The sequence below is a fragment of the Serratia sp. DD3 genome (genome assembly GCF_000496755.2).
In genome coordinates this window covers 1-24,686 of the sequence record NZ_AYKS02000067.1, presented here as the reverse complement: position 1 = coordinate 24,686, position 24,686 = coordinate 1, and the positions used below count along the sequence as shown (strand labels likewise).

The window sequence follows — 24,686 nt, the reverse complement described above, 5'->3', positions numbered from 1 at the left end:
CTCTTTGACACACTATTTTTCAGGCTGTCACTGCCGCGTCATGGATCACCGCGCCAGAAATTGTGCTGATTTCTCTATGCAAAAAACAGAAAAGCGTCAAGCACTAACACCGCCTATCCCTCACTCTATCTTAGTAAAAATAACATTTCATTAACTTATAGGGCCGCTATGACTCCATCTTCTCAATTCACCATGATCCATGTGATTGATTCTCATACGGGAGGCGAACCAACTCGCTTGGTGGTCGATGGTTTTCCTGCATTAGGTACGGGGAGTGTCGCCGAACAACAAACCATATTGGAGCGGGAGTTTGATCACTGGCGATGTACCAGCATTCTGGAGCCCCGTGGCAATGATGTCCTGGTCGGGGCGTTACTCTGCCCCCCCACCACCCCCGATGCCTGCGCTGGCGTTATTTTCTTCAATAATACCGGTTACTTAGGCATGTGCGGTCATGGCACCATCGGCGTCGTGACCTCGCTGGCTTATTTGGGCAGGATCAGTGCAGGACGGCATAAAATCGATACGCCAGTCGGTACAGTGGAGGCCGAGTTACATCAGGATGGCAGCGTTACCGTGCATAACGTGCCAGCCTACCGTTATCGCAAACAAGTGACCGTCGAGGTTCCTGGCTACGGAACCGTCTGTGGCGATATCGCTTGGGGGGGAAATTGGTTTTTTCTGATTAACGATCACCCGTTAGTGGTCGGCCCGCATAATCTTGAAGCCCTCACACACTATAGTTGGGCGGTACGTCAGGCTCTGGAACAGTCGGGTATTCATGGAGAAAATGGCGCAATAATCGACCATATTGAGCTATTTTCCCCTGATCCCGAAGCCGATAGCCGTAATTTTGTTCTCTGTCCCGGCAAGGCGTATGACCGTTCCCCCTGTGGTACCGGAACCAGCGCCAAACTCGCCTGTCTGGCCGCCGATGGACGATTGAAACCTGGGGAGATCTGGCGGCAAAAAAGCGTGATCGGCAGTGAATTTCAGGCATATTATAGCTTGGTAGGGGGAGAGATTATGCCTGTCATTCGTGGTCATGCCTATGTGTGCGGTGACACCCGCTTACTGATCGATGGGCAGGACCCTTTCGCCTGGGGCATTACCGGATGAGTCACTCACGACTGACGCAGGCAGATGTGATCGTGGTGGGAGCAGGTATCATCGGTGCAAGTTGCGCTCATCAGTTAGCCCAGGCCGGTTACCGTATCCTGTTACTTGACAATCAGAGCCGCGCTGCAACGGCCGCAGGGATGGGGCATCTGGTCTGCATGGATGATAACCCGGCCGAGCTGGCGCTGAGCAGTTATTCTATTGCACAGTGGCGTCCACTCCTTGAGCAAATGCCCGCCTCATGTGCTTGGCACGCTTGCGGCACACTGTGGATTGCCGCCCACCCTGAAGAGATGTCACTGGCAGAACAAAAACAGCAGCGCTTGGCCAGTGTTGGCATCCAGAGCGCACTGCTGAGCGCCCAGCAGCTTCAACATATTGAACCGATGCTGCGTCAAGGCCTGACTGGGGGCTTACGCGTACCGAGCGAGGGCATTCTCTATGCCCCCAATGTCGCACAATGGTTAGTCCAACAAGGGAAAGAGCGAGTAACGCTACGCCATGCAGAGGTGGTTCGCTTGGAAGAACAAAGCGTGGTGTTGGCTGATGGAGAAAACCTTAGCGCGCCAGCCATCATTCTAGCCAATGGCATTCACGCACAACATCTGCTGCCTGAGTTGCCTCTACAACCCAAAAAAGGCCAGTTGGCCATTACTGATCGCTACCCTCTGCGGGTGCATCATCAACTTGTCGAATTAGGCTACGTGGCAAGCGCTCATGCCAACAGCGGAACTTCAGTGGCCTTTAATGTACAGCCGCGCCCTACCGGGCAACTGCTCATCGGATCTTCACGCCAATTTAACACCCTCGACCCCACCGTAGAGATGCCGGTCTTGCAAGCCATGCTGCAACGTGCACTGCACTATCTACCGAGTTTGGCAGAGATGAACCTGATCCGCAGTTGGAGTGGATTTCGTGCAACATCCCCCGATAACCTGCCCCTGCTAGGTGCGCATCCCAGGTATAAAGGGCTTTGGCTGGCAGTGGGCCATGAAGGGTTAGGCGTCACCACAGCAACGGGCAGTGCACAAATCCTCACGGCGTTGATCCAGGGACATACGCCGCCGATTGATGCCACGCCCTATCTGGCAAGTCGTTTTTTATCCACACACATCCCCCTTGCAGTTACGGAGAATAACCGATGATAAACATGGCGCGTTCTATTCAGTTATCAATTGATGGCGAGCTGTTTTCCGTTCCTTGCGGTATCACGGTAGCGGTGGCATTAAGCCTCACTGATCAAGCTGGTTGCAGAGAATCGCTTACTGGGCAATGGCGTACCCCATTCTGTGGTATGGGGATCTGTCAGGAGTGCCGAGTGACCATTGACGGGTTACGCCGCCCCGCCTGCCAAACGCTGTGCCGCAACGATATGATGATCACGAGGACACACTCATGATGTCTTCCGCTTGCACGCTAAAAAACTGGCATTGCGACATTCTGATTATCGGCGCTGGCCCCGCAGGGATGGCGGCAGCCAACGCCGCTGCCACTAAACAGACGCCGATCCTGATCATTGATGATAACCCTCGCCCCGGCGGGCAAATCTGGCGTGATGGCCCAGTGATGCCAATCGCTGCCAAGGCAAAGCGACATATCGAGATGATCAAAAAAAACCAAAACATCACACTGCTTAGCAATACAAAGATCGTTGGGAGCAACGGCCCTCAGCGCCTAATTTATGAAAGTTCTGACCAATATGGCACCATCAGTTACCAACGACTGATCCTGTGTACCGGCGCTCGAGAACAGTTACTGCCTTTCCCCGGTTGGACCTTGCCAGGTGTCACAGGTGCAGGTGGATTGCAGGCGATGGTGAAAAATGGCCTACCCCTGCAACGACAGCGGGTCATGATTGCCGGTAGCGGCCCATTATTGTTGGCGGTAGCCAACAGTGTGCAGCGAGTGGGTGGCCAGGTGGTCGGCATCGCCGAACAGGCCAAATGGCCGGCATTACTGGCCTTCAGTTGCCAATTATGGCGCTGGCCGAGCAAAGGATGGCAGGCATTGCGCCTATTTCAACGCCATTATCGGCCAGACAGCATGGTGCTGGAAGCATTAGGAGAACAACGCTTAGAGGCGGTGCGTATCAGGTTGGGCCAACGGGAAAAAACGGTCTCCTGCGATAGGCTTGCCTGTGGCTTTGGCTTGGTCCCGAATAGCGAATTAGCCCAATTACTGGGTTGCCATTTAAACGCACAGAAGATAACCGTGGATCAATGGCAGCAGAGCAGCCAGCCAACTATTTATGCCGCAGGAGAGTGTACTGGTATAGGCGGCAGCGAATTAGCGCTGGTGGAAGGCACTATCGCCGGTTATGCCGCAATAGAACACTATTCCCAGGCAGCAACGCTGTTTCACTTACGCCACCGTTGGTTGCAGTTTGCAGACCATGTGGCCACCGCGTTCACCCTGAACCAGGCAGTCAAACAGTTGGCAACACCAGAGACCTTGCTCTGCCGCTGCGAAGATGTCCCACTCTCTATGCTGACGCCCCATGACAATTGGCAGCAGGCTAAACTCCACAGCCGATGTGGCATGGGGGCTTGTCAGGGAAAAATTTGTGCCACCGCCGCTCACACGCTACTGGGCTGGGCTCCACCCGCCCCCAGAGTGCCACTTTCTCCGGTGCGGATTGGAACATTAGTTGGAACATTAAGCAGCAAGACTCAACACTGCCCGTAATAAGCATTGTGCCAATGCTGATAAACCACTATCCCTGACGTATACAACGGCTCTTGTTGCCCCAGCGTTTCGCCAATCACCCGCCCGGTGGCCAATTCATACTCGCCACCGACTTCATTGGCAATCAAGCGCGCGGTCCGCTAGGCATCATCCATTGACGGGTTATCCAGGGCCACTTGCAACATCGGTAAGGTATTGGTCATCTTGTTCTCCTTGTCCTTATCGCCAAAGCAGACCGGCTTTTTCAGCGTCACCAAGGAGTTGAAGTGCCGCTGGTTTAGGGGCTCGAGGGGGGCTAATTGTCGTTACCGATAACCATAGGTTTGCTCTGGTCTTAATAACAGCAAAATGGGGTACACTCTCCCAAAATTCCCCCGCACAATGAGGCACGTTAACATTATGCAGCAAGCTGAAACGATCAATATTGAGCAGGCCTATTCTCACCTGAAAGAGGGCAGTGCGACGCTGGTCGATATTCGAGACCCACAAAGTTTTGCCGTAAGCCATGTACCAGGCGCATTCCATCTTACCAATGACAGCCTGACAACCTTTATGCAGCACAATGAGTTCGAGCACCCGGTGATGGTCATGTGCTACCACGGTGTTAGCAGCCGCGGTGCGGCACAGTACCTACGGCAACAAGGGTTTGAAGCCGTCTATAGCATTGATGGTGGTTTCGAAGCCTGGGCACGTCAGTTTCCGCAAGAGGTCACCGCCTCTTCATAACAGCTCATCTAAGCGGTGGATCAATTATCCCCCGCTTTTTATCCATTCCATTGCCTATCGGCAGGATTTCAACGCTATAATCATCCCTCAATACCACTGCTAGTCATATCCGTGGTCAATATTATCTACCGAGACGGAAAACCTATGGTTCGAGTGATCGCCGTATCCAACCCGCGTTTGGCACAAGCTTTTGTCGATTATATGGCAACACTTGGGGTGCAGCTTAGTGTCCAGGCTAGCGACGAAGCGGCCGAAATCTGGCTGGCAGATGAGACTCATCTGGAGCAAGTTCAGCACGAACTGCAACAGTTTCTGCACGATCCCCTCAACCAACGTTATCAGGCCGCCAGTTGGCAAACCGGCAACACCGACACCGGGTTGAACTACCAACAATTTTCCTATCTGCAAACCATCCGCAGCAAAGCGGGACCACTGACCCTCACGGTAATGGTATCGTGCATCCTGATCTACATTCTGATGCAGATATTGGGGGATAACACGGTGATGTTCTGGCTTTCCTGGCCGCAAAACAGCTCGCAATATAGTCAGCTATGGCGCTGGGTCAGCCATATTTTCCTGCATTTTTCATTACTGCATATTACGTTTAACCTGCTCTGGTGGTGGTATCTGGGTGGCCCAGTGGAAAAATTACTCGGTAGCGGTAAGTTATTTGTCATCACCGTGGTTTCAGCCCTTTTCAGTGGCTGGGCACAATCGCTATTTAGTGGGTTTCTCTTTGGCGGTCTTTCTGGTGTGGTTTACGCCCTGATAGGTTACGTCTGGTTAACCGGTGAGCGCGCACCAGAACGAGGCATCAATCTGCCACGGGGTCTAATGGTATTTTCCGTGCTCTGGCTGGTCATCGGCCATTTCGATGTTTTTGGCATATCGATTGCTAATGCAGCACACATCGCCGGTTTAGTGTTAGGGTTATTGATGGCATTCTGGGATACGCGACATCACACGCGCAATGAGCAATAACAGCCAGGTACATATTAGGGGATTATCATGAAGCAAACTCAGCGTCATGACGCAATTATCGAATTGGTGCGCTTACAGGGTTATGTCAGCACCGAAGAGTTGGTGGAGCATTTCGCCGTCAGTCCGCAAACCATTCGACGTGATTTAAATGACCTGGCTGATCAGAACAAGATACAGCGCCACCATGGTGGTGCTGCCTTCCCCTCCAGCTCAGTGAATACCGCCTATCATGACCGCAAGATCATGTACTCAGAAGAAAAAAATCGCATCGCTCAGCGCGTGGCTAGCCAGATCCCTGATGGCGCGACACTGTTTATTGATATCGGCACCACGCCGGAAGCTGTCGCCCATGCATTGATGGGGCATAAAAATCTGCGCATCGTCACCAACAACTTGAATGTCGCCACCCTGCTCACCGCCAAAGAGGATTTCCGCCTGATCCTGGCTGGTGGCGAAGTGCGCACTCGAGATGGTGGCATTATGGGGGAAGCGACATTGGATTTTATTTCCCAATTCCGCCTCGACTACGGCATTCTCGGCATCAGCGGTATCGATATGGATGGCTCACTACTTGAATTCGATTACCATGAAGTACGCACCAAACGAGCCATTATCGAAAACTCCCGCTGTGTGATGTTAGTCACCGATCATTCCAAATTTGGCCGTAATGCGATGGTTAATCTTGGCAATATGAACCTGATTGACTACCTGTTTACCGACCAAAACCCGCCCCCTAGCGTGATGAAAATTATCGAGCAGTATGATGTACAACTAGAGATCTGCTAAGTTCCCCTCCTCTCCTATCACAGGAGAGGTTTCCCCCGATCGCCTCTTCAATTGATGTGCATACCCGGCAAATTGTTAAATTTGTCGTTCAACATTTTTCGTTAAAACAGATTGCCCCGGTTAATTATTGGCTTAATTGTTGGTTTATGATTACAATAATGAGCAAAATAGAACATTAAAGAACTATTACGAACATTCTTGCGAGGTTAATGTGGAAACCAAAGACTTGATCGTTATTGGCGGCGGTATTAACGGTGCGGGCATCGCTGCAGATGCTGCTGGCCGTGGGCTCTCCGTTCTGCTACTGGAAGCACAAGACTTGGCCAGTGCAACCTCTTCCGCCAGTTCAAAACTGATCCATGGTGGCCTACGCTACCTGGAACATTACGAGTTCCGCCTGGTCAGCGAAGCACTGGCTGAGCGTGAAGTGCTGCTAAAGCTAGCCCCACATATCACCTTTCCCATGCGTTTCCGCTTGCCACATCAACCCCATTTGCGCCCAGCCTGGATGATTCGCACCGGCCTGTTCTTATATGATCATTTGGGTAAACGCACCAGCCTGCCAGGCAGCAAAGGCTTGCACTTTGGCGCTGATTCGGTTTTAAACGCAGAATTAAAGCGCGGTTTCGAATATTCCGACTGCTGGGTAGATGATGCCCGTCTGGTGGTCTTAAATGCCCAGGCTGTTACCGAACGGGGTGGTGAAGTACGTACCCGCACTCAAGTCACCCGGGCTTGGCGGGAGAATGACCTGTGGGTGGTGGAAGCTACCGAAGTCAATAGCGGCAAGCGTCTTACCTGGCGAGCCAAGGGGTTGGTCAATGCCACCGGGCCTTGGGTGAAACACTTCTTTGATGATGGGTTGAAGCTGAAATCCCCCTACGGTATTCGCCTGATTAAGGGCAGCCATATCGTGGTCCCCAGAGTGCATGATCAACCACAAGCCTATATTTTACAGAACGAAGACCACCGTATTGTGTTTGTGATCCCGTGGATGGATGAATTTTCTATCATTGGCACCACCGATGTGGAGTACCACGGCGATCCCCAAGAGGTCCAGATCGATGAGAACGAGATCGACTATCTGCTGAAGGTCTATAATCACCACTTCAAAAAACAGTTGGGTCGTAACGATATCGTCTGGACTTATTCCGGTGTCCGCCCGCTGTGCGATGATGAATCAGACTCACCACAAGCAGTGACCCGCGATTACACCTTGGATATTGATGATGTTCAGGGCAAGGCCCCGCTACTTTCGGTATTTGGTGGCAAACTCACCACCTACCGCAAGCTGGCGGAACATGCGCTGGAAAAACTGGCGCATTATTACCCAGGGTGTGGGCCAGCATGGACCAAAAACGGTTTACTGCCAGGGGGCGACATCGCGGGCAGCCGTGATCACTATGCGGCCAAACTGCGCCAACAGTCCCCCTGGTTAACGGAATCACTGGCTCGCCGCTACGCCCGGACTTATGGCAGTCACAGTCAACAGATCCTGGCCAACGCTAGCAATCTGAGTGATTTAGGTGAACACTTTGGGCACGAGCTCTATGAAGCTGAATTGCGTTATCTGGTTGATCAAGAGTGGGTTAGTGAGCTGGATGACGCCATTTGGCGGCGGACCAAACTGGGAATGTGGCTCAGCGAAGCGCAACAAGCACGGGTTAAAACCTGGCTAACCGCACAGGCTGAAGCGAAAATAGCGTCACAGGTAAGTTAATCAACAGAGTATCAGGGCCGGTTACCCGGCCCTTTTCACCATTACAACTTTATCAGCTTACAATTTTATCGGCTTGATGTTCCAGATCTCATCCGCGTACTCTTGAATGGTACGGTCAGAAGAGAAATAGCCCATATTGGCAATATTAAGCACCGCACTGCGTGTCCAGTCATCTTGGTTAAGATATAACTGATCCACTTTATCCTGCGTATCCACATAGCTGCGATAATCTGCCAGCAATTGATAGTGATCCCCCAGATTGACCAGTGAATCAAACAAACTGCTATACCGTTTCGGCTCATCAGGGCTGAATACACCGGTAGCGATTTGCGTTAGCGCCAAATGCAACTCCTCATCCTGTTCAAAATATTGACGCGGGTTGTAACCATTACGACGCAAATCTTCTACTTGTTCGGCGGTATTACCAAAGATAAAGATATTCTCTTGCCCGACATGCTCGAGCATTTCAACGTTAGCGCCATCCAAAGTACCAATCGTCAAAGCACCGTTCAGAGCAAACTTCATATTACTGGTGCCTGAAGCTTCAGTCCCTGCCAGTGAAATCTGTTCTGACAGATCAGCCGCCGGAATAATCATCTGTGCCAAACTGACCCCATAGTTGGGGATAAACACCACTTTCAAATCATCGTGGACCCGCGGGTCATTGTTGATCACTTTAGCGACATCATTAATCAAACGAATAATCTGTTTGGCGGCATAGTAAGCCGAGGCCGCCTTACCCGCAAAAATCACCACACGAGGTACCGGCTTGGTTTCAGGATCCTGCAGCAAACGGTTATAGCGAGTAATCACATGTAATACATTAAGCAACTGCCGCTTATATTCGTGAATACGTTTGATCTGCACATCGAACAAGGCATCCGGATTCACCACCACATTGAGCTTTTTGGCAATATAACTGGCCAGCCGCTCTTTGTTCTGCCGTTTGGCTGTTTGCACCGCCAGCAAGAAACTCGGGTAATCCACATCCTGCTTAAGCTCGGCCAGTTGGCTAAGATCGGTACGCCATTGATGACCGATACTGTCATCCAATACTTTCGACAGCGGTCGGTTGGCTAACCCTAACCAGCGACGCGGCGTCACCCCGTTGGTTTTATTGCAGAAACGACCCGGGAAAATCCGCGCAAAATCAGCAAACAGAGATTGCACCATCAACTCCGAATGCAGTGCTGATACGCCATTCACCTTATGGCTTGCTACCACCGCCAACCATGCCATGCGAACCCGTCGGCCACCGGTTTCATCAATCAGAGAGACCCGCGCCAGTAAGTCATTATCACCCGGCACCTGCTGTTGAACTTGCTTGAGAAAATGGTCGTTAATCTCGAAAATAAGCTGCAAATGACGTGGCAGGATCTTACCCAGCATTTCTATCGGCCAGGTCTCCAGAGCTTCACTCATCAACGTATGGTTGGTGTAAGAGAATACTTTTTCCACCAGCGCCCAAGCATCCAGCCAACTGAATTTATGCTCGTCGATCAGTAAACGCATCAATTCAGGAATGGACAAAACGGGGTGGGTATCATTCAGGTGAATGGCAACCTTGTCAGCCAGATTGGCAAAGGTTTTGTGCATTATCCAGTGACGATGAAGAATGTCCTGCACTGTCGCTGAAACCAGGAAGTATTCTTGCCGCAGACGTAGCTCACGCCCAGAATAAGTGGAGTCATCAGGATAGAGCACGCGCGATACGTTCTCTGAATGGTTTTTATCCTCCACCGCAGCAAAGTAGTCACCCTGGTTGAATTTACCCAGGTTGATTTCGTTACTGGCCTGCGCACTCCATAAACGGAGTGTGTTAGTGGCGTCAGTATCAAAACCAGGGATCACCTGATCATAAGCGATAGCAATGATCTCTTCAGTTTCTACCCAGCGGGCCTTGGTTCCCTCCTGCTGAATACGCCCACCGAAACGCACCTTATAGCGGGTATTGTGGCGCGGGAATTCCCACGGGTTACCGTATTCCAACCAGTAGTCCGGCGACTCCATCTGCTGGCCGTTAACAATATTCTGTTTGAACATGCCATATTCATAGCGGATGCCATAGCCTCTTCCTGGCAAGGCTAACGTCGCCAACGAATCCAGGAAACAGGCAGCCAAACGGCCCAAGCCCCCATTGCCTAAGCCAGGATCATTTTCCTCTTCAAGCAATTCACTCAAGCTCAGGCCCATTTCATCGAGTGCATCCTCAAGATCCCGATAAATTCCCATGGATAACAGGGCATTCGATAACGTCCGGCCAAGCAGAAACTCCATCGACAGGTAATAAACCTGCCGAACATCTTGCGAAAGCTGGGCGCGACTCGCGCGTAACCAGCGTTCCACCATCCTGTCTCGTACCGCAAACAGCACAGCATTAAGCCAGTCGTGCTGAGTCGCGATAGCCGGATCCTTACCAACAATAAACATCAGTTTATAGGCGATGGAATGTTTCAGCGCTTCAACACTGACCGTGGGTGAGGTGTAACTAAACGGTGAAGTCATAGTAATTCAATCCCAAGTACGCGATTACAATAAGCGTTGATAAAGCGACAGATAATCCCTTGCCGCTACGTGCCAACCAAAATCCAGATTCATAGCGTGGCGCTGTATTCGCCGCCAATGTTTCGGCCGGCTCCATAACACCAGCGCACGCCGAATAGCATTGCTCAAGGCGACAGCATCACAATCATCAAAAACAAACCCACTGGCGCTACCGTCTGCCAGATTCTCCAGCGCGCAATCCACCACGGTGTCCGCCAACCCCCCCGTGCGGCGCACCAACGGCAAGGCACCATATTGCAAACCATAAAGTTGTGTTAACCCACAAGGCTCAAAGCGGCTGGGCACCAGGATCACATCTGCACCACCGATAATACGGTGAGAAAAAGCTTCATGGTAGCCAATCTGCACACCCACCTGATCAGGATAATCGGCGGCGGCATCCAGAAACGCCTGCTGCAAGACGGCATCACCGGCCCCCAGCAACGCCAACTGCCCACCGTGCGCCAACAACGTAGGCAACGCTTCCAGCACCAGATCCAACCCTTTCTGATTGGTCAGGCGACTCACCACCGCAAACAGGGGCAACGACTCATCCACCTGTAGCCCCATCGCTTTTTGCAGATGCAGTTTGTTTTTGATCTTATTCTTCAGATGGTCTGCATCGTAACGCGCCGTCAGATTGGCATCACGGGCCGGGTCCCAGATGTTGTCATCAACGCCATTGAGAATACCGCTAAGCCGCCCTTGACGCTGGCGCTCCTGCAGTAATCCTTCCATGCCATAACCAAATTCAGGCCGTGTAATTTCACATGCGTAGGTTGGACTGACGGTGGTGACATGGTCGGCGTAGTATAGGCCCGCCTTCAGAAATGAAATCTGCCCGTGGAACTCCAACCCGTAGATATTGAAAAACGCCGAAGGTAACCACAACTCTTGCAGATGTTGGGCAGCGAACAGCCCCTGATAGGCCAGATTATGAACCGTAAAAATAGAACGAGCCGGGTGACCATTGGCTGCCAGGTAGGCACAGGTCAATCCAGCATGCCAATCATGAGCGTGTACCACTTGTGGCCGCCAATAACGATCCAACCCTTTCGCCAGTTCACAAGCCATCCACCCCAATAAAGCAAAACGGCGGTGGTTATCTGGATATGCACTCATTGATTGGTCATGGTATGGGCTGCCCGAACGGTTATACAGCCAAGGTGCATCAATCAGGTAAACACCGATACCCTGATAAATACCGTAACGTAGGCTGACTAAACCAGCAAAAGAGTCAACCTGGGTCACCAATACCGTATCTGGAATCCCATTGCACACATCAGGAAACGCCGGTAACAACAACCGAACATCCACCCCCTCGGCAATTTGTGCTGCCGGTAATGCCCCCACCACATCGGCAAGGCCGCCGGTTTTTAGCAACGGGAATATTTCAGAACATACATGTAAAACCTGCATTCTCACTCCTGAAAGCGGCAAAACTCTTTTGCACCGATAGCTGCCGCCTCTATCCATGCCCACTATTCGACAAAATCAGCTCGACAAAATCAGTCGTTACAGCTTTGACAACATTTCGCGCGTGACCAGCACAATGCCCTCTGCCGAACGATAAAAACGCTGGCTATCTTCCTCTGCGTTTTCACCAATCACCATTCCTTCCGGAATATGGCAGGCTCGATCAATAATGCAGCGACGCAAGCGACACGAACGACCAACATTCACATCCGGCAATAGCACTGAGGAGTCGATAGTACAGAAGGAATTGACCCTCACTCGCGAGAAAAGCACCGAATGAACCACCACCGAACCCGAAACAATACAACCACCAGCCACCAGCGAATTCATGGTCATTCCGTGACTCCCGGATCGGTCCTGAACAAATTTCGCCGGCGGTAGCGGCTCCATATAGGTGCGGATTGGCCAGGCGCGGTCATACATATCCAATTCCGGTGTTACCGAAGCAAGATCCAGGTTGGCTCGCCAGTAAGCTTCCAGCGTACCGACATCACGCCAGTAAGGTGGCAGTTCGTCATTGGAGGTGACGCAGGAAAGGGTAAACGGGTGAGCCCAAGCTGCGCCCTGCGCAGTAATTTTAGGAATCAGATCCTTGCCGAAATCATGGCTGGAATCAGGCAGTAACATATCCTCTTCCAACAGTTGGTATAAATAGTCGGCGTTGAAAATATAGATCCCCATACTGGCCAACGACATCTCAGGATTGTCTGGCATCGCGGGCGGATCCGCCGGTTTTTCCAGAAAATCCAAAATCCGGTCATGACTATCTACCTTCATGATACCAAATTCACCGGCTTCTTTACGTGGCACCGGAATACAGGCCACGGTACATTGCGCCCCTTTCTGCACATGGTCGAACAACATGCGCGAATAATCCATTTTATAAATATGGTCACCGGCCAAAATCACCACATATTCCGCCTGATAGCGGCGGATAATATCCAGGTTCTGGCAAACTGCATCCGCCGTTCCCCGGTACCAATGCTCAGTACTCAGACGTTGTTGGGCGGGTAACAGGTCAACAAACTCATTCATCTCCTCATTGAGGAACGACCAGCCACGCTGAATATGCTGTACCAGCGTATGCGAATGATATTGGGTAATAACCCCCATGCGGCGAATCCCTGAATTCAGGCAGTTCGACATGGCAAAATCGATAATGCGGAATTTACCGCCAAAATGCACTGCGGGCTTGGCGCGCTTAGCGGTTAAATCTTTTAAACGTGAACCTCGTCCCCCGGCCAGAATCAGGGCAACAGCTTTATTAGGTAGTTGCCGCGCTAACAACAAAGAATCTTTATTTTCAAACGTGACCACAACTGACTCCTTTTAATTTTTCCTTGCCAGCACACAAAGAGAATGCGCAACCTGGCACCAAGAGGGTAAATCAACCAATGAATATTCCTGCGTGAAAGGGGGAACTGGCTGCCAATCCCCCTCAGGGAGTGTCATCTCCACAGCTTTCGCTGTCGCGTTAATCAGCAGCAACCAATGTTGTGAAAGGAGGATCTGTATATGCTGCCCGTCCAGGTCTTCCCACTCTTGCACCTTCAGTGGTTGGCCTTGTGCGTTTAACCACTGTACGTTACCGTCCCCCTCCTGCCACCAGGTTCCCCCCTGCAAAGCGGGGATCTGCTGGCGCAAGCGGATCAAGGCCGCGGTGTATTCAGTAAGAGAATCATCTGCTTTGGCCCAATCGAGCCAAGTGATAGCGTTATCCTGACAATACGCATTGTTATTCCCCTGCTGACTATGACCATGCTCATCGCCCGCCAACAGCATCGGTGTTCCCTGGGCCAGCAACAACGTGGCAAGCAGCACGCGTTGGCTATTTCTACGGCGCTGTAAAACAGCTTGGTCGGCAATCAGTCCTTCGACACCATTGCCTTCAACCCCATGATTATTACTAAAGTTATAGTCATGACCATCACGGTTGTTCTCACCATTAAGTTGATTATGCTTGTGGTTAAAACTCACCGCATCGCGCAGCGTAAAACCATCATGAGCCGCCAGCAGATTGATGCAGGCATAAGGCGCGCGCCCACGCAGATCAAATATGTCGCTGGAAGCGGCAAAACGTTGGGCAAACTGCCCCAGTGGCCGATCGTTTTTCAACCAGAAGCTGCGAATATCATCACGAAAATGGTCATTCCACTCGGCAAACCGACCAGGAAACGCCCCAAGCTGATACCCTTCCGGCCCGATATCCCAAGGTTCAGCAATCAACTTACAACGACCCAGCGTATCGTCTGCCAGCATCGCCTGAAACAGTGGTGCATCCCGCTCAAACTCAGGGATACGCCCCAACACCGTACCGAGATCAAAGCGAAAACCATCCACATGACATTCACGCACCCAAAAACGCAGGCAATCCATCACCCAGGCCACACCGGCAGGCTGATCCAAACGCAACGTATTGCCGCAACCCGTGACGTTCTCGAAATCGCCATCGGCGGTGAGCCAGTAATAACTCAGGTTATCAATGCCGCGAAACGACAAGGTGGGCCCATAAGCATCCAGTTCTGCACTATGGTTAAACACCACATCCAGAATCACTTCTATCCCGGCTTTGTGCAGTGCTTTTACCGCATCGCGAAATTCACGCAGCGGCGTCATCTTGCTGCTCAAACTGCAATAACGATTGTTTGGTGCGTAAGGCGCCAACACGTTATATCCCCAGTAGTTGGTCAGCTCCATGCGTTGTAGACGGGGTTCCGTGGTGTGCTGCTGTATCGGCAACAGTTCAAGCGCGGTGATCCCCAATCGCTTGAAGTAGTTGATCATTACCGGGTGACCCAGGGCGGCAAAACTGCCGCGCAACTCTTCTGGGATCTGCGGATGCAATAACGTCAACCCTCTGACATGGGCTTCATAAAGCACCGTTTTGCTCCAAGGCGTGACGGGCGGACGATCATCTTGCCAGTCATAACTTTCGTCGATCACGATGCACTTTGGCATCAACGCAGCACTATCGTGTGGGTCGGGCAGATCATGACCGCCATGCAGAGAGGGGTGATCAGCGACAGGTCCTTCTACTGATCGGGCGGCCGGGTCAAGCAACAGCTTGTTGGCATTAAACCGCAACCCTTGTTGCGGTTTAAATGGCCCATGAACCCGGTAGCCATAACGTAGCCCCGGCCTCCCCCCTGGCAGATACCCATGCCAAATATCCCCGCTGCGCGCGGGGAGTGGTATCCGCGTCTCACGATGCTGCTCATCGAACAGACAAAGCTCAACCCCTGTGGCATGGGCGGAAAACAAGGTAAAATTGATGCCATTACCGTCATAATAAGCCCCTAAGGGCGCAGCAAGACCCGGCATCAGATCCATCATTAAGACTCCCGCCTCAGGTAAACCGTCGCCAATGGCGGCACCATCACCATGATCGAGTGCTCACGACCATGGCTGTTGACCGGTTCTGAGACCACTCGCCCCTGATTACCGGTATTGCTACCGTGATAATGATAAGAGTCGGTATTCAGGATCTCCTGATATTCCCCTGGACGGGAAATACCGATGCGATAGTGATGACGAGGGACCGGTGTAAAATTACTGATGGCGATCAGCTCGTTCCCCTGCGAGTCATAGCGCGCAAAGGCAAATACCGAATTTTCATGATCATCCACCACCAGCCATTCAAAACCCGCTGGCTGATAATCTTGTTGATACAATGGTGGATTGTGCTGATAGCAATGGTTTAGGTCACGCACCAACCGTTGAACACCATGGTGCCAACTGTCGTCCCCTTCCAGCAGATGCCAATCCAGGCTGCTATCAAAATTCCATTCACGCCCCTGAGCAAATTCACTGCCCATAAACAGCAGTTTCTTGCCGGGATGTGCCCACATAAAACCGTAATAGGCCCGCAAGTTAGCAAACTTCTGCCAGGCATCCCCCGGCATCCGATCGAGGATCGAACCCTTACCATGCACCACTTCATCATGGGAGATCGGCAACACAAAGTTTTCGGTATAAGCGTAAAGCATGCCGAAAGTCATCATGTTGTGATGGTATTTACGATGTACCGGGTCAAGCTTCATATAGCTCAACGTATCGTGCATCCAGCCCAGATCCCATTTGTAATGGAACCCCAGACCGTTAGCCTCCGGTGGTAGTGTGACACCGGGATAATCCGTTGACTCTTCCGCCAAGGTCACCGCCCCTGGGCGCTCTTTACCCAACGTCTGGTTGGTGTAACGCAGGAAAGAGATCGCTTCCAGATTCTCTTTACCGCCAAAGTAGTTCGGCACCCACTCACCGTCCGCACGGCTGTAGTCACGATAAATCATCGATGCCACCGCATCGACGCGCAAAGCATCAATGCCAAAGCGTTCCAGCCAATAAAATGCATTACCAGACAGATAGTTACGCACTTCATGACGACCATAGTTGTAAATCAGGGTGTTCCAGTCCTGATGAAACCCTTCGCGCGGGTCGGCATATTCGTACAGTGCAGTACCGTCAAAATTCGCCAAGCCGTGGGTATCAGAAGGGAAATGCCCAGGAACCCAATCAAGGATCACATTAATCCCCGCCTCATGGGCCGCCGCCACAAAAGCTTTAAACTCCGATGGCGTACCGAAACGCCGGGTGGGCGCGTATAAACCAAGAGGCTGATAGCCCCAACTCCCATCAAATGGGTGTTCGTTGATCGGCAACAGCTCAATATGGGTGAACCCCATCGCTTTAACATAAGGGATTAACTGCTCAGCCAATTCTTGATAGCTGAGCCAGAAATTATTATCGGAGTGACGACGCCAGGAACCGAGATGGACTTCATAAATAGAGATAGGGCGGTCAAAATTGTTGGCTCTGCCCCGCTCAGGGCTATTTTCCACCACCGAAGGCAACGGCGAAATCAAAGAAGCGGTGTCTGGCCGCATCTGCGCCTCAAAAGCATAAGGGTCGGATTTCAGCTGAACATTACCGTAACAGTCAATAAGCTCATATTTATACAGTTGCCCGACCCTGACATCGGGTAAAAAAAGCTCCCAAATGCCATTTTCCCTGCGTAAGCGCATCGGGTGTCGACGGCCATCCCAGAAGTTAAACTCCCCGACTACCGAAACTCGCTGCGCATTCGGCGCCCAGACCGCGAAACTGACACCTTCAACCTCATCCAGCTGATCTGGATGTGCCCCCAAACGTTCATAAGGCCGCAAATGGGTTCCTTCAGCCAACAGCCAACTGTCAATATCCTGCAACAAGGTGCCAAAACGATAGGGATCTTCGACAATTTGCTGATGATCATGCCAACTGACTTCAAACTGATAACGGAAAGGGTTTTTACGGCGCGGCACGATAGCACTGAAAAAACCGCGTTCATCTTCACAATTAAGTTGAACTAAACGTTTACCTGTTTTGCTCTCTATCAGCCACACGGCGCTAGCATCAGGAAACAGGGCACAAACTTGCAACCCATTCGCAGTAACATGCATACCAAGTAGTGAAAAAGGGTCGGCATAGTGACCAGAAATGATCTGATTAATCAGGTCACGTTCGGGAAGTACAGACATGTTATTCTTCCTTTATTTAACAGCATGACTTTTTGGGAGCTACGTTTAAAAAGCAGCCAATACGTCTATCATGCAATTCATTTGCTACTTAAAGCGTGATTTCGGTCGGTTATTGATAAATCCATTCACGGCCAAATCATAGTTTCGCTTTTTATGCTTATTTTTCGGACAAAACTTCAACATTATTTTAGAAGTCATCTGCCAACCCGTTAAGCATAGACAATATCCGTCAAAAATATTGCCGCCAGATGAAGGATTTTTTTTGTGTGGGAAATTCATGCTGTGAGCCGCGCTTGGGAAGCGACCAGCCCAACGTCATACGCGCTATCACGAATGGAAAAGTGGAAAAAAAGAGTTTAGAGGGTTGAAAGAACACAACCCTCGTAAAATTGATTATTATCTACCCAGTGGTACTCAATACCGTTATAGCAAAATGCGCAGCATACGGCGCAACGGCTCCGCAGCCCCCCACAACAGCTGGTCACCAACGGTAAACGCCGAAAGGTACTCCGGCCCCATGTTCAGTTTGCGCAGTCGGCCAACCGGTGTATTCAGTGTGCCCGTCACCGCTGCTGGTGTCAGTTCACGCATCGTCAGTTCGCGATCATTCGGGATCACCCGAACCCAGTCATTATGGGTCGCCAGCAATTGCTCAATTTCAGCCAGCGGGACATCTTTCTTCAGTTTCAGCGTAAATGCCTGGCTATGGCAACGCAGTGCACCAACGCGCACACACAGACCATCAACCGGGATAATGCTAGAGGTATTGAGGATTTTGTTGGTTTCCGCCTGACCTTTCCACTCTTCACGGCTCTGACCATTCTCCAGTTGCTTATCAATCCACGGGATCAAGCTGCCCGCCAAAGGCACACCAAAATTATCGGTCGGTAATTTGCCGGAGCGAGTTGCCTCCGTCACCTTGCGTTCAATATCCAGGATTGCTGAGGCTGGGTTCTGCAGCTCTTTTGCCACATCTGCGTGTAACATCCCCATCTGAGTCAATAGTTCACGCATATGCCGCGCCCCACCACCAGATGCCGCCTGATAAGTCGCCACCGAGACCCAATCCACCAGATTATTGGCAAACAGGCCGCCCAACGACATCAGCATCAGGCTGACCGTACAGTTTCCCCCCACAAAGGTTTTGATACCTTGATTCAACCCTTGTTGAATCACCTCATGGTTAACGGGGTCAAGAATGATAATGGCATCATCTTTCATCCGCAGTGAAGAAGCCGCATCGATCCAGTAGCCTTGCCAGCCGATTGCACGCAGTTCCGGGTAGACTTGATTGGTATAATCCCCCCCCTGGCAAGTAATAATAATGTCGAGTGCACTTAATGCCTCCACATCATAGGCATCTTGCAGCGTACCCTGTTGACCACCGAATGCCGGAGCGGCATCACCATGCTGTGAAGTGGAGAAAAATACCGGGCGAATAGCATCAAAATCGCGCTCTTGCATCATGCGCTGCATAAGTACGGAACCCACCATGCCGCGCCAACCAACGAAACCAACGTTTTTCATATTTACAGTCCTGCCTTGGAGGATGACTATGCTCAACCCCTGTCAGGGAAAAGCAAAAAATAGAATGATACCCAGCGTTATCCAAACAGCAGGAAGCATGCCAGCCCGTACTTTGCACTGCATGCGCTGGCCGCGAACAACTCTGTGAATAAAATTTACTGTCATTCACCTTACAAAATGTTGGCGCAGGCGCAAAGTGAATTTATTCGATAAACCCGCGCTTCCAAGTAATGCTGCTAATGATCATCCCCAGCTTAACCCTGTCCAAGAGTCATGACTCCCAAAAAGGAGACCAGCTTTTATGCCGTCTGCGACATCCACGTACCGATAGACCATTTTTTTTGCTAAACTGATACCCTACTTACGTTTAGCCAGTCCATTGATAATGAAGAAAAAACGGCCAGTGCTTCAAGATGTTGCAGATCAGGTTGGTGTGACCAAAATGACGGTGAGCCGTTATTTGCGTCATCCCGATCAGGTTTCTGCCGCTTTGCAGCAAAAAATTGCCCGCGCATTGGACCAACTTGGCTATATTCCCAACCGAGCGCCAGATATTCTTTCCAACGCCACCAGCCGTGCGATTGGTGTATTGCTCCCCTCATTAACCAACCAGGTATTTGCTGAAGTGTTACGTGGTATCGAGAGCGTAACTGATGCACATAACTACCAGACCATGCTGGCACACTACGGCTATTTACCTGAGCGGGAAGAAGAGCGCCTGACCTCGTTGTTTTCTTATAATATTGATGGCCTGATTCTATCTGAACGCCACCATACCGACCGGACCCTAAAGATGATCGAAGTCGCAGGCGTCCCAGTGGTGGAATTGATGGACTGCGTCTCACCTTGCATCGATCTGGCAGTAGGGTTCAATAACTTTGAAGCGGCACGCCAGATGACGCAGCAAATCATCGTCCGCGGTCATCGTCATGTGGTGTACTTCGGCGCGCGTCAAGATGAACGGACTATCATCAAGCAACAAGGCTACGAGCAAGCGATGCGTGAATCTGGCCTTGAAGCCTACAGCATCATGAGTGATCGTTCCTCTTCTTACTCTGCTGGGGGTGAGATGCTACGGGAAGCACAGCGGGACTATCCGCAGATCGACAGTATTTTTTGTACCAATGATGACCTGGCTATCGGTGCCGCATTTGAATGCCAACGTCAGGGGTTGTCAATTCCGCAAGATATGGCGATTGCCGGTTTCCATGGGCATGATATCGGTCAGGTGATGATGCCCAAACTGGCCAGTGTACTGACGCCCCGTGAGCAAATGGGAAAAATTGCTGCGGAGCGCCTGTTAGCCCGGCTGCGAGGAGAGAGCGTCTCCCCCCGCATGGTGGATGTGGGTTTCACGGTGGCTCCTGGTGGTAGCATCTAAGCTCAACGCCAGGCTATTACTTCAATGCGCTCACGCGCCTACCATTACACGGGTGGCAAATCAAACAACAGGATCTCACTGTCTTCAGCGGCATCAATCGACAATGTTGTTTCGTCCCATATTGCAAACGCATCGCTGGTAGCGGCTTGCTGGCCGTTAATCGATACATTGCCATACACTACCTGGACCCAAACACGTCGTTCAGCCGGCATTGAATAGGCTGACTGCTGATCTTTTTTCAGCCGCCAGCGCGACAATGTCATATCCTGGAAGACTTTCAGTGAACCCTCACGCGCATCCGGCGACAGGATTAATTGTCGACCCTGTGGTTCATCGAACAAGCGCTGTTCATAACGTGGTTGCAACCCCGTCTGATCGGGAATAATCCAGACCTGGTAGAGATGCAATGGGTTTTCAGAGCTGGCATTGTACTCTGAGTGGCGGATACCGGTACCCGCGCTCATCACCTGAAACTCGCCAGCATGAATCTGCTCTTTGTTACCCATACTATCCTGGTGCTCTATCGTACCACTCAGTACGTAAGTCAGGATCTCCATATCATTATGGGGGTGAGTGCCAAACCCCTGGCCTGCATCGATCACATCCTCATTGATCACTCGTAACGCTGAAAACCCCATAAAATTTGGGTCATAATAGTCGGCAAATGAAAAGGTGTGCCAACTATCCAGCCAACCATGATTAGCATGACCGCGATCTGCTGCTTTACGTAAATAAATCATATTCAACTCTCCGTAACATTTTCTATAGAATAGCGCTGGAATTGAAATATAAAAGTGCAAAAATCGCACAGATACATTCAAAAAATTAGATTTAGTTTTGATGGAAAATGTTAACTGCTTGTTAACCAACAATGAAGTGGCTAGAGCTATCTCAAAGTTTGTAGAGAATATGCATTGTTGACCCCTTTTCAGTACGATAAAATCGTGTACAACTTGCATTGTGTGTATGCGTGTGTATATTGATTATTAGGTTAGGAGGAAACATGAAATCTACTGACCTGATAAAAGAGCTAATGGCTGCTGGTTGTGAACTTAAACGGCATAATGGAGGGAGCCATCAAATATGGTGGTCGCCTATTACAGGAAAAACATTTCCTGTTCCACACCCGAAAAAAGACTTACCTCTTGGCACTGTTAGCTCGATCAAAAAAATGGCGGGGATCTGATCCCCGCCGACTTTGGAGGTTGATATGTTATTTTCAGTAGGTGTAGAAACACCAAAAGATGAAAAAACCGCATACGGTATGATTGTTCCGGCATTTTCTGCTTATGATTATGGATGTTTCTCGGCTGCTGATTCTCAGGAAGATATCGCAGTCATGGCAAGAGAAGCTATCTTGCTGACGGTAGAGGATATGATATTAAGCGGAAAACATTCAGTTAGCGATATTAAGGATGGGGGGTTTATGCTCTATTCTGCTAATCCTGAGTATCTTGATTACGATACATGGTTTGTTATAGATGTTGATTTATCCTCTTTTGAAGGAAAACAACAGCGTATTAATATTGCACTTCCTGACGTACTCATTAAGCGCATTGATTACTATATTCGGGATAATCAAGCAACTTACCGTGATCGGAGTCACTTCTTAGCGGAAGCAGCAAGGCATGAGCTCAATGTGAAATAGCTTATCAAAAAAAAGCCAGCACTTGGGCTGGCTAAGTAAACACGGGAAGCAATGTGAGCAATGCCTTGCATTCAGGAAGACAGTATCAGACAGTAATATTGTCTCTGAACACCAAAGATAGTAATGATTATCATTTGTATTTGCAAGCGATTTTATTGGCTATGGCGTAAAAATTTGTCCTGTTGAACGACCCTGGTTTTAGAGAAAAAGAAACCCCGTTCGGGGAGATTAATCAGGTATAGACCATGATGACACTTGACTGGAAAGCAACAGAAAAAAGGGTAATTGGTTGGCGCCGTGACTTGCATCGTCACCCAGAACTCTCTCACCAGGAACACTGGACAACCGGTTATCTGATCGAACAACTGGCCACTTTCGATGGCATAGATATTACGACACCGGCCCCCACAGGCGTCGTCGCTTATCTGCGTGGCAAACACCCTGGGCCAACCATTGCCTTGCGGGCTGATATCGATGCCTTACCCGTAGTAGAACAAAACCACCGTGATTTTGACTCACAACAACCTGGTGTCATGCACGCCTGCGGCCACGATGGGCACAGCGCCATGCTACTGGGTGCCGCAGCGCTGCTTTCGCAACTGAGAGACCAACTTGCTGGTGAGGTGATCTTTATCTTCCAACGTGGGGAGGAGATGTCACCGGGGGGTGCCAAAGAGCTGGTAGATTCTGGCTGTTTGGACCAAACTCAGATGTTCTTTGCCCTGCATCTGCAGCCAAATCTACCCAGTGGCCAGATCGAGATTAAACCGGGCATTGCCACTGCCAACCGCGATACTTTTCATATTGAAATTACAGGCAGAGGGGGACATAGCTCGATGCCACAGCTCTCTATCGACCCGATTGTCGCCTCAGCTGCGGTAGTGGGTGCTTTGCAGAGCATCGTCGCGCGTGAAATAGACCCGCGTGACGCCGCCGTCGTTTCTCTGTGTAGCCTGTTATGTGGTGATGGCTCTACGGCTCGCCTACCCGATAGCGCCAGCCTGTGTGGAACGACCCGCAGTTTCACGCCGCAGGTCCGCGAGCATCTGCGCACTGCAATGACCCGTATTTGTCATTCCACCGCACAGGCTTATCGCTGTAAGTGCGATATCCGCTTCGATGAGTGGGATTACAGCGCCATCAATAACGATCCGCAACTTTGCGAGTTGGCAGGTCGTGCAGCTCGCCTGGCATTGGGGGCAGAGGCATTTCACCTAGCCGCCTTACCCATGTCAGTGGGAGAGGATTTTTCAGAATATCAGCAGATTGCCCCAGTCTGTTTTGCCTGGCTCGGTGTCGGCGAAGCGGGAGCTAATAATGCGGCACTACATAACGCCTGCTTCTCACCTGACGAACGGGCGCTAATTGCCGGGGTACGTTACTATCTACAATTGGCACAGCAAACCGGTAATCTGACCGCAGCCGCTGTTAATGAAATACCATGATCATGCCGTCGTCATTCACGCTACCGAGAAATGACGACGCAACGATTGCTGTTTATGCAAGACGAGGCCTTGGGTTTCTACTCGAATAATTGATATTCTTGACTTTTAATTGCATCATCAAGATCTATAGCTAGCGGCCTAAGACTCAACCAAAGCACTCAAATAATTCAACGCATTTTGGCTATAACTCTCCCCCGACTCCAGTTTCTTAATCAACCCCTTCTCCTCCAGCTTCATACCTACACGATGTAATTCCTGATGCTGCGGCAGTACATCAGCGAAGGCATTAATCAAGATGATCAGCGGCATGATTTTTTCTGCGCAGGTACCCACTGCTCCTGGCTGGTCGCCCCTAGCAGGACAAGGAAGATGGTCTGCATTATGGTGCTGACATCCCTCTAACAAATTAATTGCCTGTTGAATTTCATGACCCCATGGCATCACAGCACTCCTCGTCTAAACGTAATTGAACATAATCAATAATAGACCCTGTTCAATAGTAAATCGTTTCTGAGATCATTTTTTGATTTAAGTCACATTGCACCAATATCAGCATATGCAAATAGACCGCAATGATGAGAAGCCCGCGGCATGATCAGCCATGTGACCGTGAGGGAGCAACAAATCTGCCGGGGTACCCATTCAGCAAGCTCGCCTTGTCGTTGCTGCCAGTATCGATGTTGAAGTCTGATTCGCTAACATATTAAAAATTAGCGATACCATACATCGGAAAAATGACGTTGGAATGTAGAACACCCCAGATAGAGCATTTTAAAATACTGTTCTTGACCCGCCATCTCCAGACAGCTTTTGTATCTTAAGTTAACGATGCCCGCTGGCGTCGGTATTCTCTCGGGGAGTGATATCCCAACGCACTATGCGGATGACTTTCATTGTAATGATTGAACGCCGCCGCAAGATTCTGCAGTGCCGTTCTCACATTCGGTTTTGGCATGAACGCGATGTAGTCTTCCTTCATCGTTTTCACGAACCGCTCTGCCATTCCGTTACTTTGCGGGCTACTTACTGCTGTTGTACACGGTTCCAGATTCAACTCTCTGGCGAACTTCCTTGTGTCATGCGCGGTGTACGCTGAACCGTTATCCGTCAGCCACTGCACCGGTTTAGCCGG

General features: G+C 50.6%; 21 protein-coding genes and 1 pseudogene. 12 read left to right on the top strand and 10 right to left on the bottom strand.

Annotated elements, in window-relative coordinates; translation table 11 throughout:
• Nucleotides 1–168 precede the first annotated feature (168 nt).
• Genes IO95_RS11725 through IO95_RS11710 form a run of 4 tightly spaced genes read left to right on the top strand, consistent with a single transcriptional unit; the run spans nt 169 to nt 3,804 of the window.
• The gene (locus IO95_RS11725) at nt 169–1,119 is read left to right on the top strand and encodes a 4-hydroxyproline epimerase (protein WP_023489100.1); all 951 of its coding nucleotides are present in this window, start codon (nt 169–171) and stop codon (nt 1,117–1,119) included.
• Nucleotides 1,116–2,264, top strand: a complete 1,149-nt coding sequence (locus tag IO95_RS11720) for an FAD-binding oxidoreductase (RefSeq protein ID WP_023489099.1) — start codon at nt 1,116–1,118, stop codon at nt 2,262–2,264. Before IO95_RS11725 ends, IO95_RS11720 begins: the two co-directional genes overlap by 4 nt.
• A 5-nt stretch (nt 2,265–2,269) precedes the next feature.
• Entirely contained in the window at nt 2,270–2,518 is a 249-nt protein-coding gene (locus IO95_RS11715) for a 2Fe-2S iron-sulfur cluster-binding protein (protein WP_037385551.1), read from the top strand.
• The gene (locus IO95_RS11710) at nt 2,515–3,804 is read left to right on the top strand and encodes an FAD/NAD(P)-binding oxidoreductase (protein ID WP_023489097.1); all 1,290 of its coding nucleotides are present in this window, start codon (nt 2,515–2,517) and stop codon (nt 3,802–3,804) included. The genes IO95_RS11715 and IO95_RS11710 overlap by 4 nt, the downstream gene beginning before the upstream one ends.
• Before the next feature lie 14 nt (nt 3,805–3,818).
• Here the strand turns inward: IO95_RS11710 and araD are convergent.
• Nucleotides 3,819–3,926 (bottom strand): annotated as a pseudogene (gene araD, locus IO95_RS25185) (L-ribulose-5-phosphate 4-epimerase); the annotation flags it as partial.
• A 277-nt stretch (nt 3,927–4,203) separates the two neighbouring features.
• Between araD and glpE the strand changes: the two are divergent.
• From glpE to glpD, 4 genes are all read left to right on the top strand, one after another.
• A complete protein-coding gene (gene glpE, locus IO95_RS11705) occupies nt 4,204–4,530 on the top strand; it encodes a thiosulfate sulfurtransferase GlpE (RefSeq protein ID WP_023489096.1) in 327 nt (108 codons plus the stop codon).
• 144 nt (nt 4,531–4,674) lie between these two features.
• Nucleotides 4,675–5,511, top strand: coding sequence for a rhomboid family intramembrane serine protease GlpG (gene glpG, locus IO95_RS11700; RefSeq protein WP_023489095.1), 837 nt, complete (start codon nt 4,675–4,677; stop codon nt 5,509–5,511).
• A gap of 27 nt (nt 5,512–5,538) precedes the next feature.
• Nucleotides 5,539–6,297: a DeoR/GlpR family transcriptional regulator gene (locus IO95_RS11695; RefSeq protein WP_037385481.1), complete on the top strand. Its 759-nt coding sequence runs from the start codon at nt 5,539–5,541 to the stop codon at nt 6,295–6,297.
• Between the two features lie 211 nt (nt 6,298–6,508).
• A complete protein-coding gene (gene glpD, locus IO95_RS11690) occupies nt 6,509–8,017 on the top strand; it encodes a glycerol-3-phosphate dehydrogenase (protein WP_023489093.1) in 1,509 nt (502 codons plus the stop codon).
• Between the two features lie 57 nt (nt 8,018–8,074).
• Here the strand turns inward: glpD and glgP are convergent, their stop codons facing one another.
• The 6 genes from glgP to asd form a co-directional block, all read right to left on the bottom strand.
• The gene (gene glgP, locus IO95_RS11685) at nt 8,075–10,522 is read right to left on the bottom strand and encodes a glycogen phosphorylase (protein WP_023489092.1); all 2,448 of its coding nucleotides are present in this window, start codon (nt 10,520–10,522) and stop codon (nt 8,075–8,077) included.
• Between the two features lie 24 nt (nt 10,523–10,546).
• Nucleotides 10,547–11,980, bottom strand: coding sequence for a glycogen synthase GlgA (gene glgA, locus IO95_RS11680; protein WP_023489091.1), 1,434 nt, complete (start codon nt 11,978–11,980; stop codon nt 10,547–10,549).
• A 96-nt stretch (nt 11,981–12,076) separates the two neighbouring features.
• Nucleotides 12,077–13,354 carry a glucose-1-phosphate adenylyltransferase gene (gene glgC, locus IO95_RS11675; RefSeq protein WP_023489090.1) on the bottom strand — a complete coding sequence of 426 codons (1,278 nt, stop codon included), beginning with the start codon at nt 13,352–13,354 and terminating at the stop codon, nt 12,077–12,079.
• Nucleotides 13,355–13,366: 12 nt separating this feature from the next.
• Nucleotides 13,367–15,370, bottom strand: a complete 2,004-nt coding sequence (gene glgX / locus IO95_RS11670) for a glycogen debranching protein GlgX (RefSeq protein WP_023489089.1) — start codon at nt 15,368–15,370, stop codon at nt 13,367–13,369.
• Nucleotides 15,370–17,553, bottom strand: coding sequence for a 1,4-alpha-glucan branching protein GlgB (gene glgB, locus IO95_RS11665; RefSeq protein WP_023489088.1), 2,184 nt, complete (start codon nt 17,551–17,553; stop codon nt 15,370–15,372). The genes glgX and glgB overlap by 1 nt, the downstream gene beginning before the upstream one ends.
• Nucleotides 17,554–17,976: 423 nt before the next feature.
• Nucleotides 17,977–19,080: an aspartate-semialdehyde dehydrogenase gene (gene asd, locus IO95_RS11660; RefSeq protein ID WP_023489087.1), complete on the bottom strand. Its 1,104-nt coding sequence runs from the start codon at nt 19,078–19,080 to the stop codon at nt 17,977–17,979.
• 385 nt (nt 19,081–19,465) lie between these two features.
• Here asd and gntR point away from each other — a divergent pair, with 385 nt between their 5' ends.
• Nucleotides 19,466–20,461: a gluconate operon transcriptional repressor GntR gene (gene gntR / locus IO95_RS11655; RefSeq protein WP_023489086.1), complete on the top strand. Its 996-nt coding sequence runs from the start codon at nt 19,466–19,468 to the stop codon at nt 20,459–20,461.
• A gap of 44 nt (nt 20,462–20,505) precedes the next feature.
• Here gntR and IO95_RS11650 read toward each other — a convergent pair whose 3' ends face one another.
• Entirely contained in the window at nt 20,506–21,201 is a 696-nt protein-coding gene (locus IO95_RS11650) for a pirin family protein (RefSeq protein WP_037385477.1), read from the bottom strand.
• Between the two features lie 263 nt (nt 21,202–21,464).
• On the opposite strand from IO95_RS11650, the gene IO95_RS11645 reads away from it, so the two are divergent.
• The 3 genes from IO95_RS11645 (at nt 21,465) to IO95_RS11635 (ending at nt 23,554) form a co-directional block, all read left to right on the top strand.
• Nucleotides 21,465–21,647 carry a type II toxin-antitoxin system HicA family toxin gene (locus IO95_RS11645; RefSeq protein WP_037385474.1) on the top strand — a complete coding sequence of 61 codons (183 nt, stop codon included), beginning with the start codon at nt 21,465–21,467 and terminating at the stop codon, nt 21,645–21,647.
• Between the two features lie 24 nt (nt 21,648–21,671).
• The gene (locus tag IO95_RS11640; RefSeq protein WP_037385471.1) at nt 21,672–22,109 is read left to right on the top strand and encodes a type II toxin-antitoxin system HicB family antitoxin; all 438 of its coding nucleotides are present in this window, start codon (nt 21,672–21,674) and stop codon (nt 22,107–22,109) included.
• Between the two features lie 245 nt (nt 22,110–22,354).
• Nucleotides 22,355–23,554 carry a M20 family metallopeptidase gene (locus IO95_RS11635; RefSeq protein ID WP_023492355.1) on the top strand — a complete coding sequence of 400 codons (1,200 nt, stop codon included), beginning with the start codon at nt 22,355–22,357 and terminating at the stop codon, nt 23,552–23,554.
• 138 nt (nt 23,555–23,692) lie between these two features.
• Here the strand turns inward: IO95_RS11635 and IO95_RS25180 are convergent, their stop codons facing one another.
• Nucleotides 23,693–23,995: a hypothetical protein gene (locus tag IO95_RS25180; protein WP_023492354.1), complete on the bottom strand. Its 303-nt coding sequence runs from the start codon at nt 23,993–23,995 to the stop codon at nt 23,693–23,695.
• 376 nt (nt 23,996–24,371) lie between these two features.
• On the bottom strand, nt 24,372–24,686 hold a 315-nt coding region (locus tag IO95_RS11625; protein ID WP_037385466.1), incomplete at its 5' end, for an integrase core domain-containing protein.

Coding starts and splice junctions, on each gene's coding strand:
- IO95_RS11645 (WP_037385474.1), top strand. CDS start 21,465: ATGAAATCTACTGACCTGATAAAAGAGCTAATGGCTGCTGGTTGTGAA.
- IO95_RS11710 (WP_023489097.1), top strand. CDS start 2,515: ATGATGTCTTCCGCTTGCACGCTAAAAAACTGGCATTGCGACATTCTG.
- glgA (WP_023489091.1), bottom strand. CDS start 11,980: ATGCAGGTTTTACATGTATGTTCTGAAATATTCCCGTTGCTAAAAACC.
- glgB (WP_023489088.1), bottom strand. CDS start 17,553: ATGTCTGTACTTCCCGAACGTGACCTGATTAATCAGATCATTTCTGGT.
- IO95_RS11695 (WP_037385481.1), top strand. CDS start 5,539: ATGAAGCAAACTCAGCGTCATGACGCAATTATCGAATTGGTGCGCTTA.
- IO95_RS25180 (WP_023492354.1), bottom strand. CDS start 23,995: ATGCCATGGGGTCATGAAATTCAACAGGCAATTAATTTGTTAGAGGGA.
- IO95_RS11715 (WP_037385551.1), top strand. CDS start 2,270: ATGGCGCGTTCTATTCAGTTATCAATTGATGGCGAGCTGTTTTCCGTT.
- IO95_RS11635 (WP_023492355.1), top strand. CDS start 22,355: ATGATGACACTTGACTGGAAAGCAACAGAAAAAAGGGTAATTGGTTGG.
- IO95_RS11725 (WP_023489100.1), top strand. CDS start 169: ATGACTCCATCTTCTCAATTCACCATGATCCATGTGATTGATTCTCAT.
- glpE (WP_023489096.1), top strand. CDS start 4,204: ATGCAGCAAGCTGAAACGATCAATATTGAGCAGGCCTATTCTCACCTG.
- asd (WP_023489087.1), bottom strand. CDS start 19,080: ATGAAAAACGTTGGTTTCGTTGGTTGGCGCGGCATGGTGGGTTCCGTA.
- IO95_RS11640 (WP_037385471.1), top strand. CDS start 21,672: ATGTTATTTTCAGTAGGTGTAGAAACACCAAAAGATGAAAAAACCGCA.
- IO95_RS11650 (WP_037385477.1), bottom strand. CDS start 21,201: ATGATTTATTTACGTAAAGCAGCAGATCGCGGTCATGCTAATCATGGT.
- IO95_RS11720 (WP_023489099.1), top strand. CDS start 1,116: ATGAGTCACTCACGACTGACGCAGGCAGATGTGATCGTGGTGGGAGCA.
- gntR (WP_023489086.1), top strand. CDS start 19,466: ATGAAGAAAAAACGGCCAGTGCTTCAAGATGTTGCAGATCAGGTTGGT.
- glgP (WP_023489092.1), bottom strand. CDS start 10,522: ATGACTTCACCGTTTAGTTACACCTCACCCACGGTCAGTGTTGAAGCG.
- glpG (WP_023489095.1), top strand. CDS start 4,675: ATGGTTCGAGTGATCGCCGTATCCAACCCGCGTTTGGCACAAGCTTTT.
- glgX (WP_023489089.1), bottom strand. CDS start 15,370: ATGATGGATCTGATGCCGGGTCTTGCTGCGCCCTTAGGGGCTTATTAT.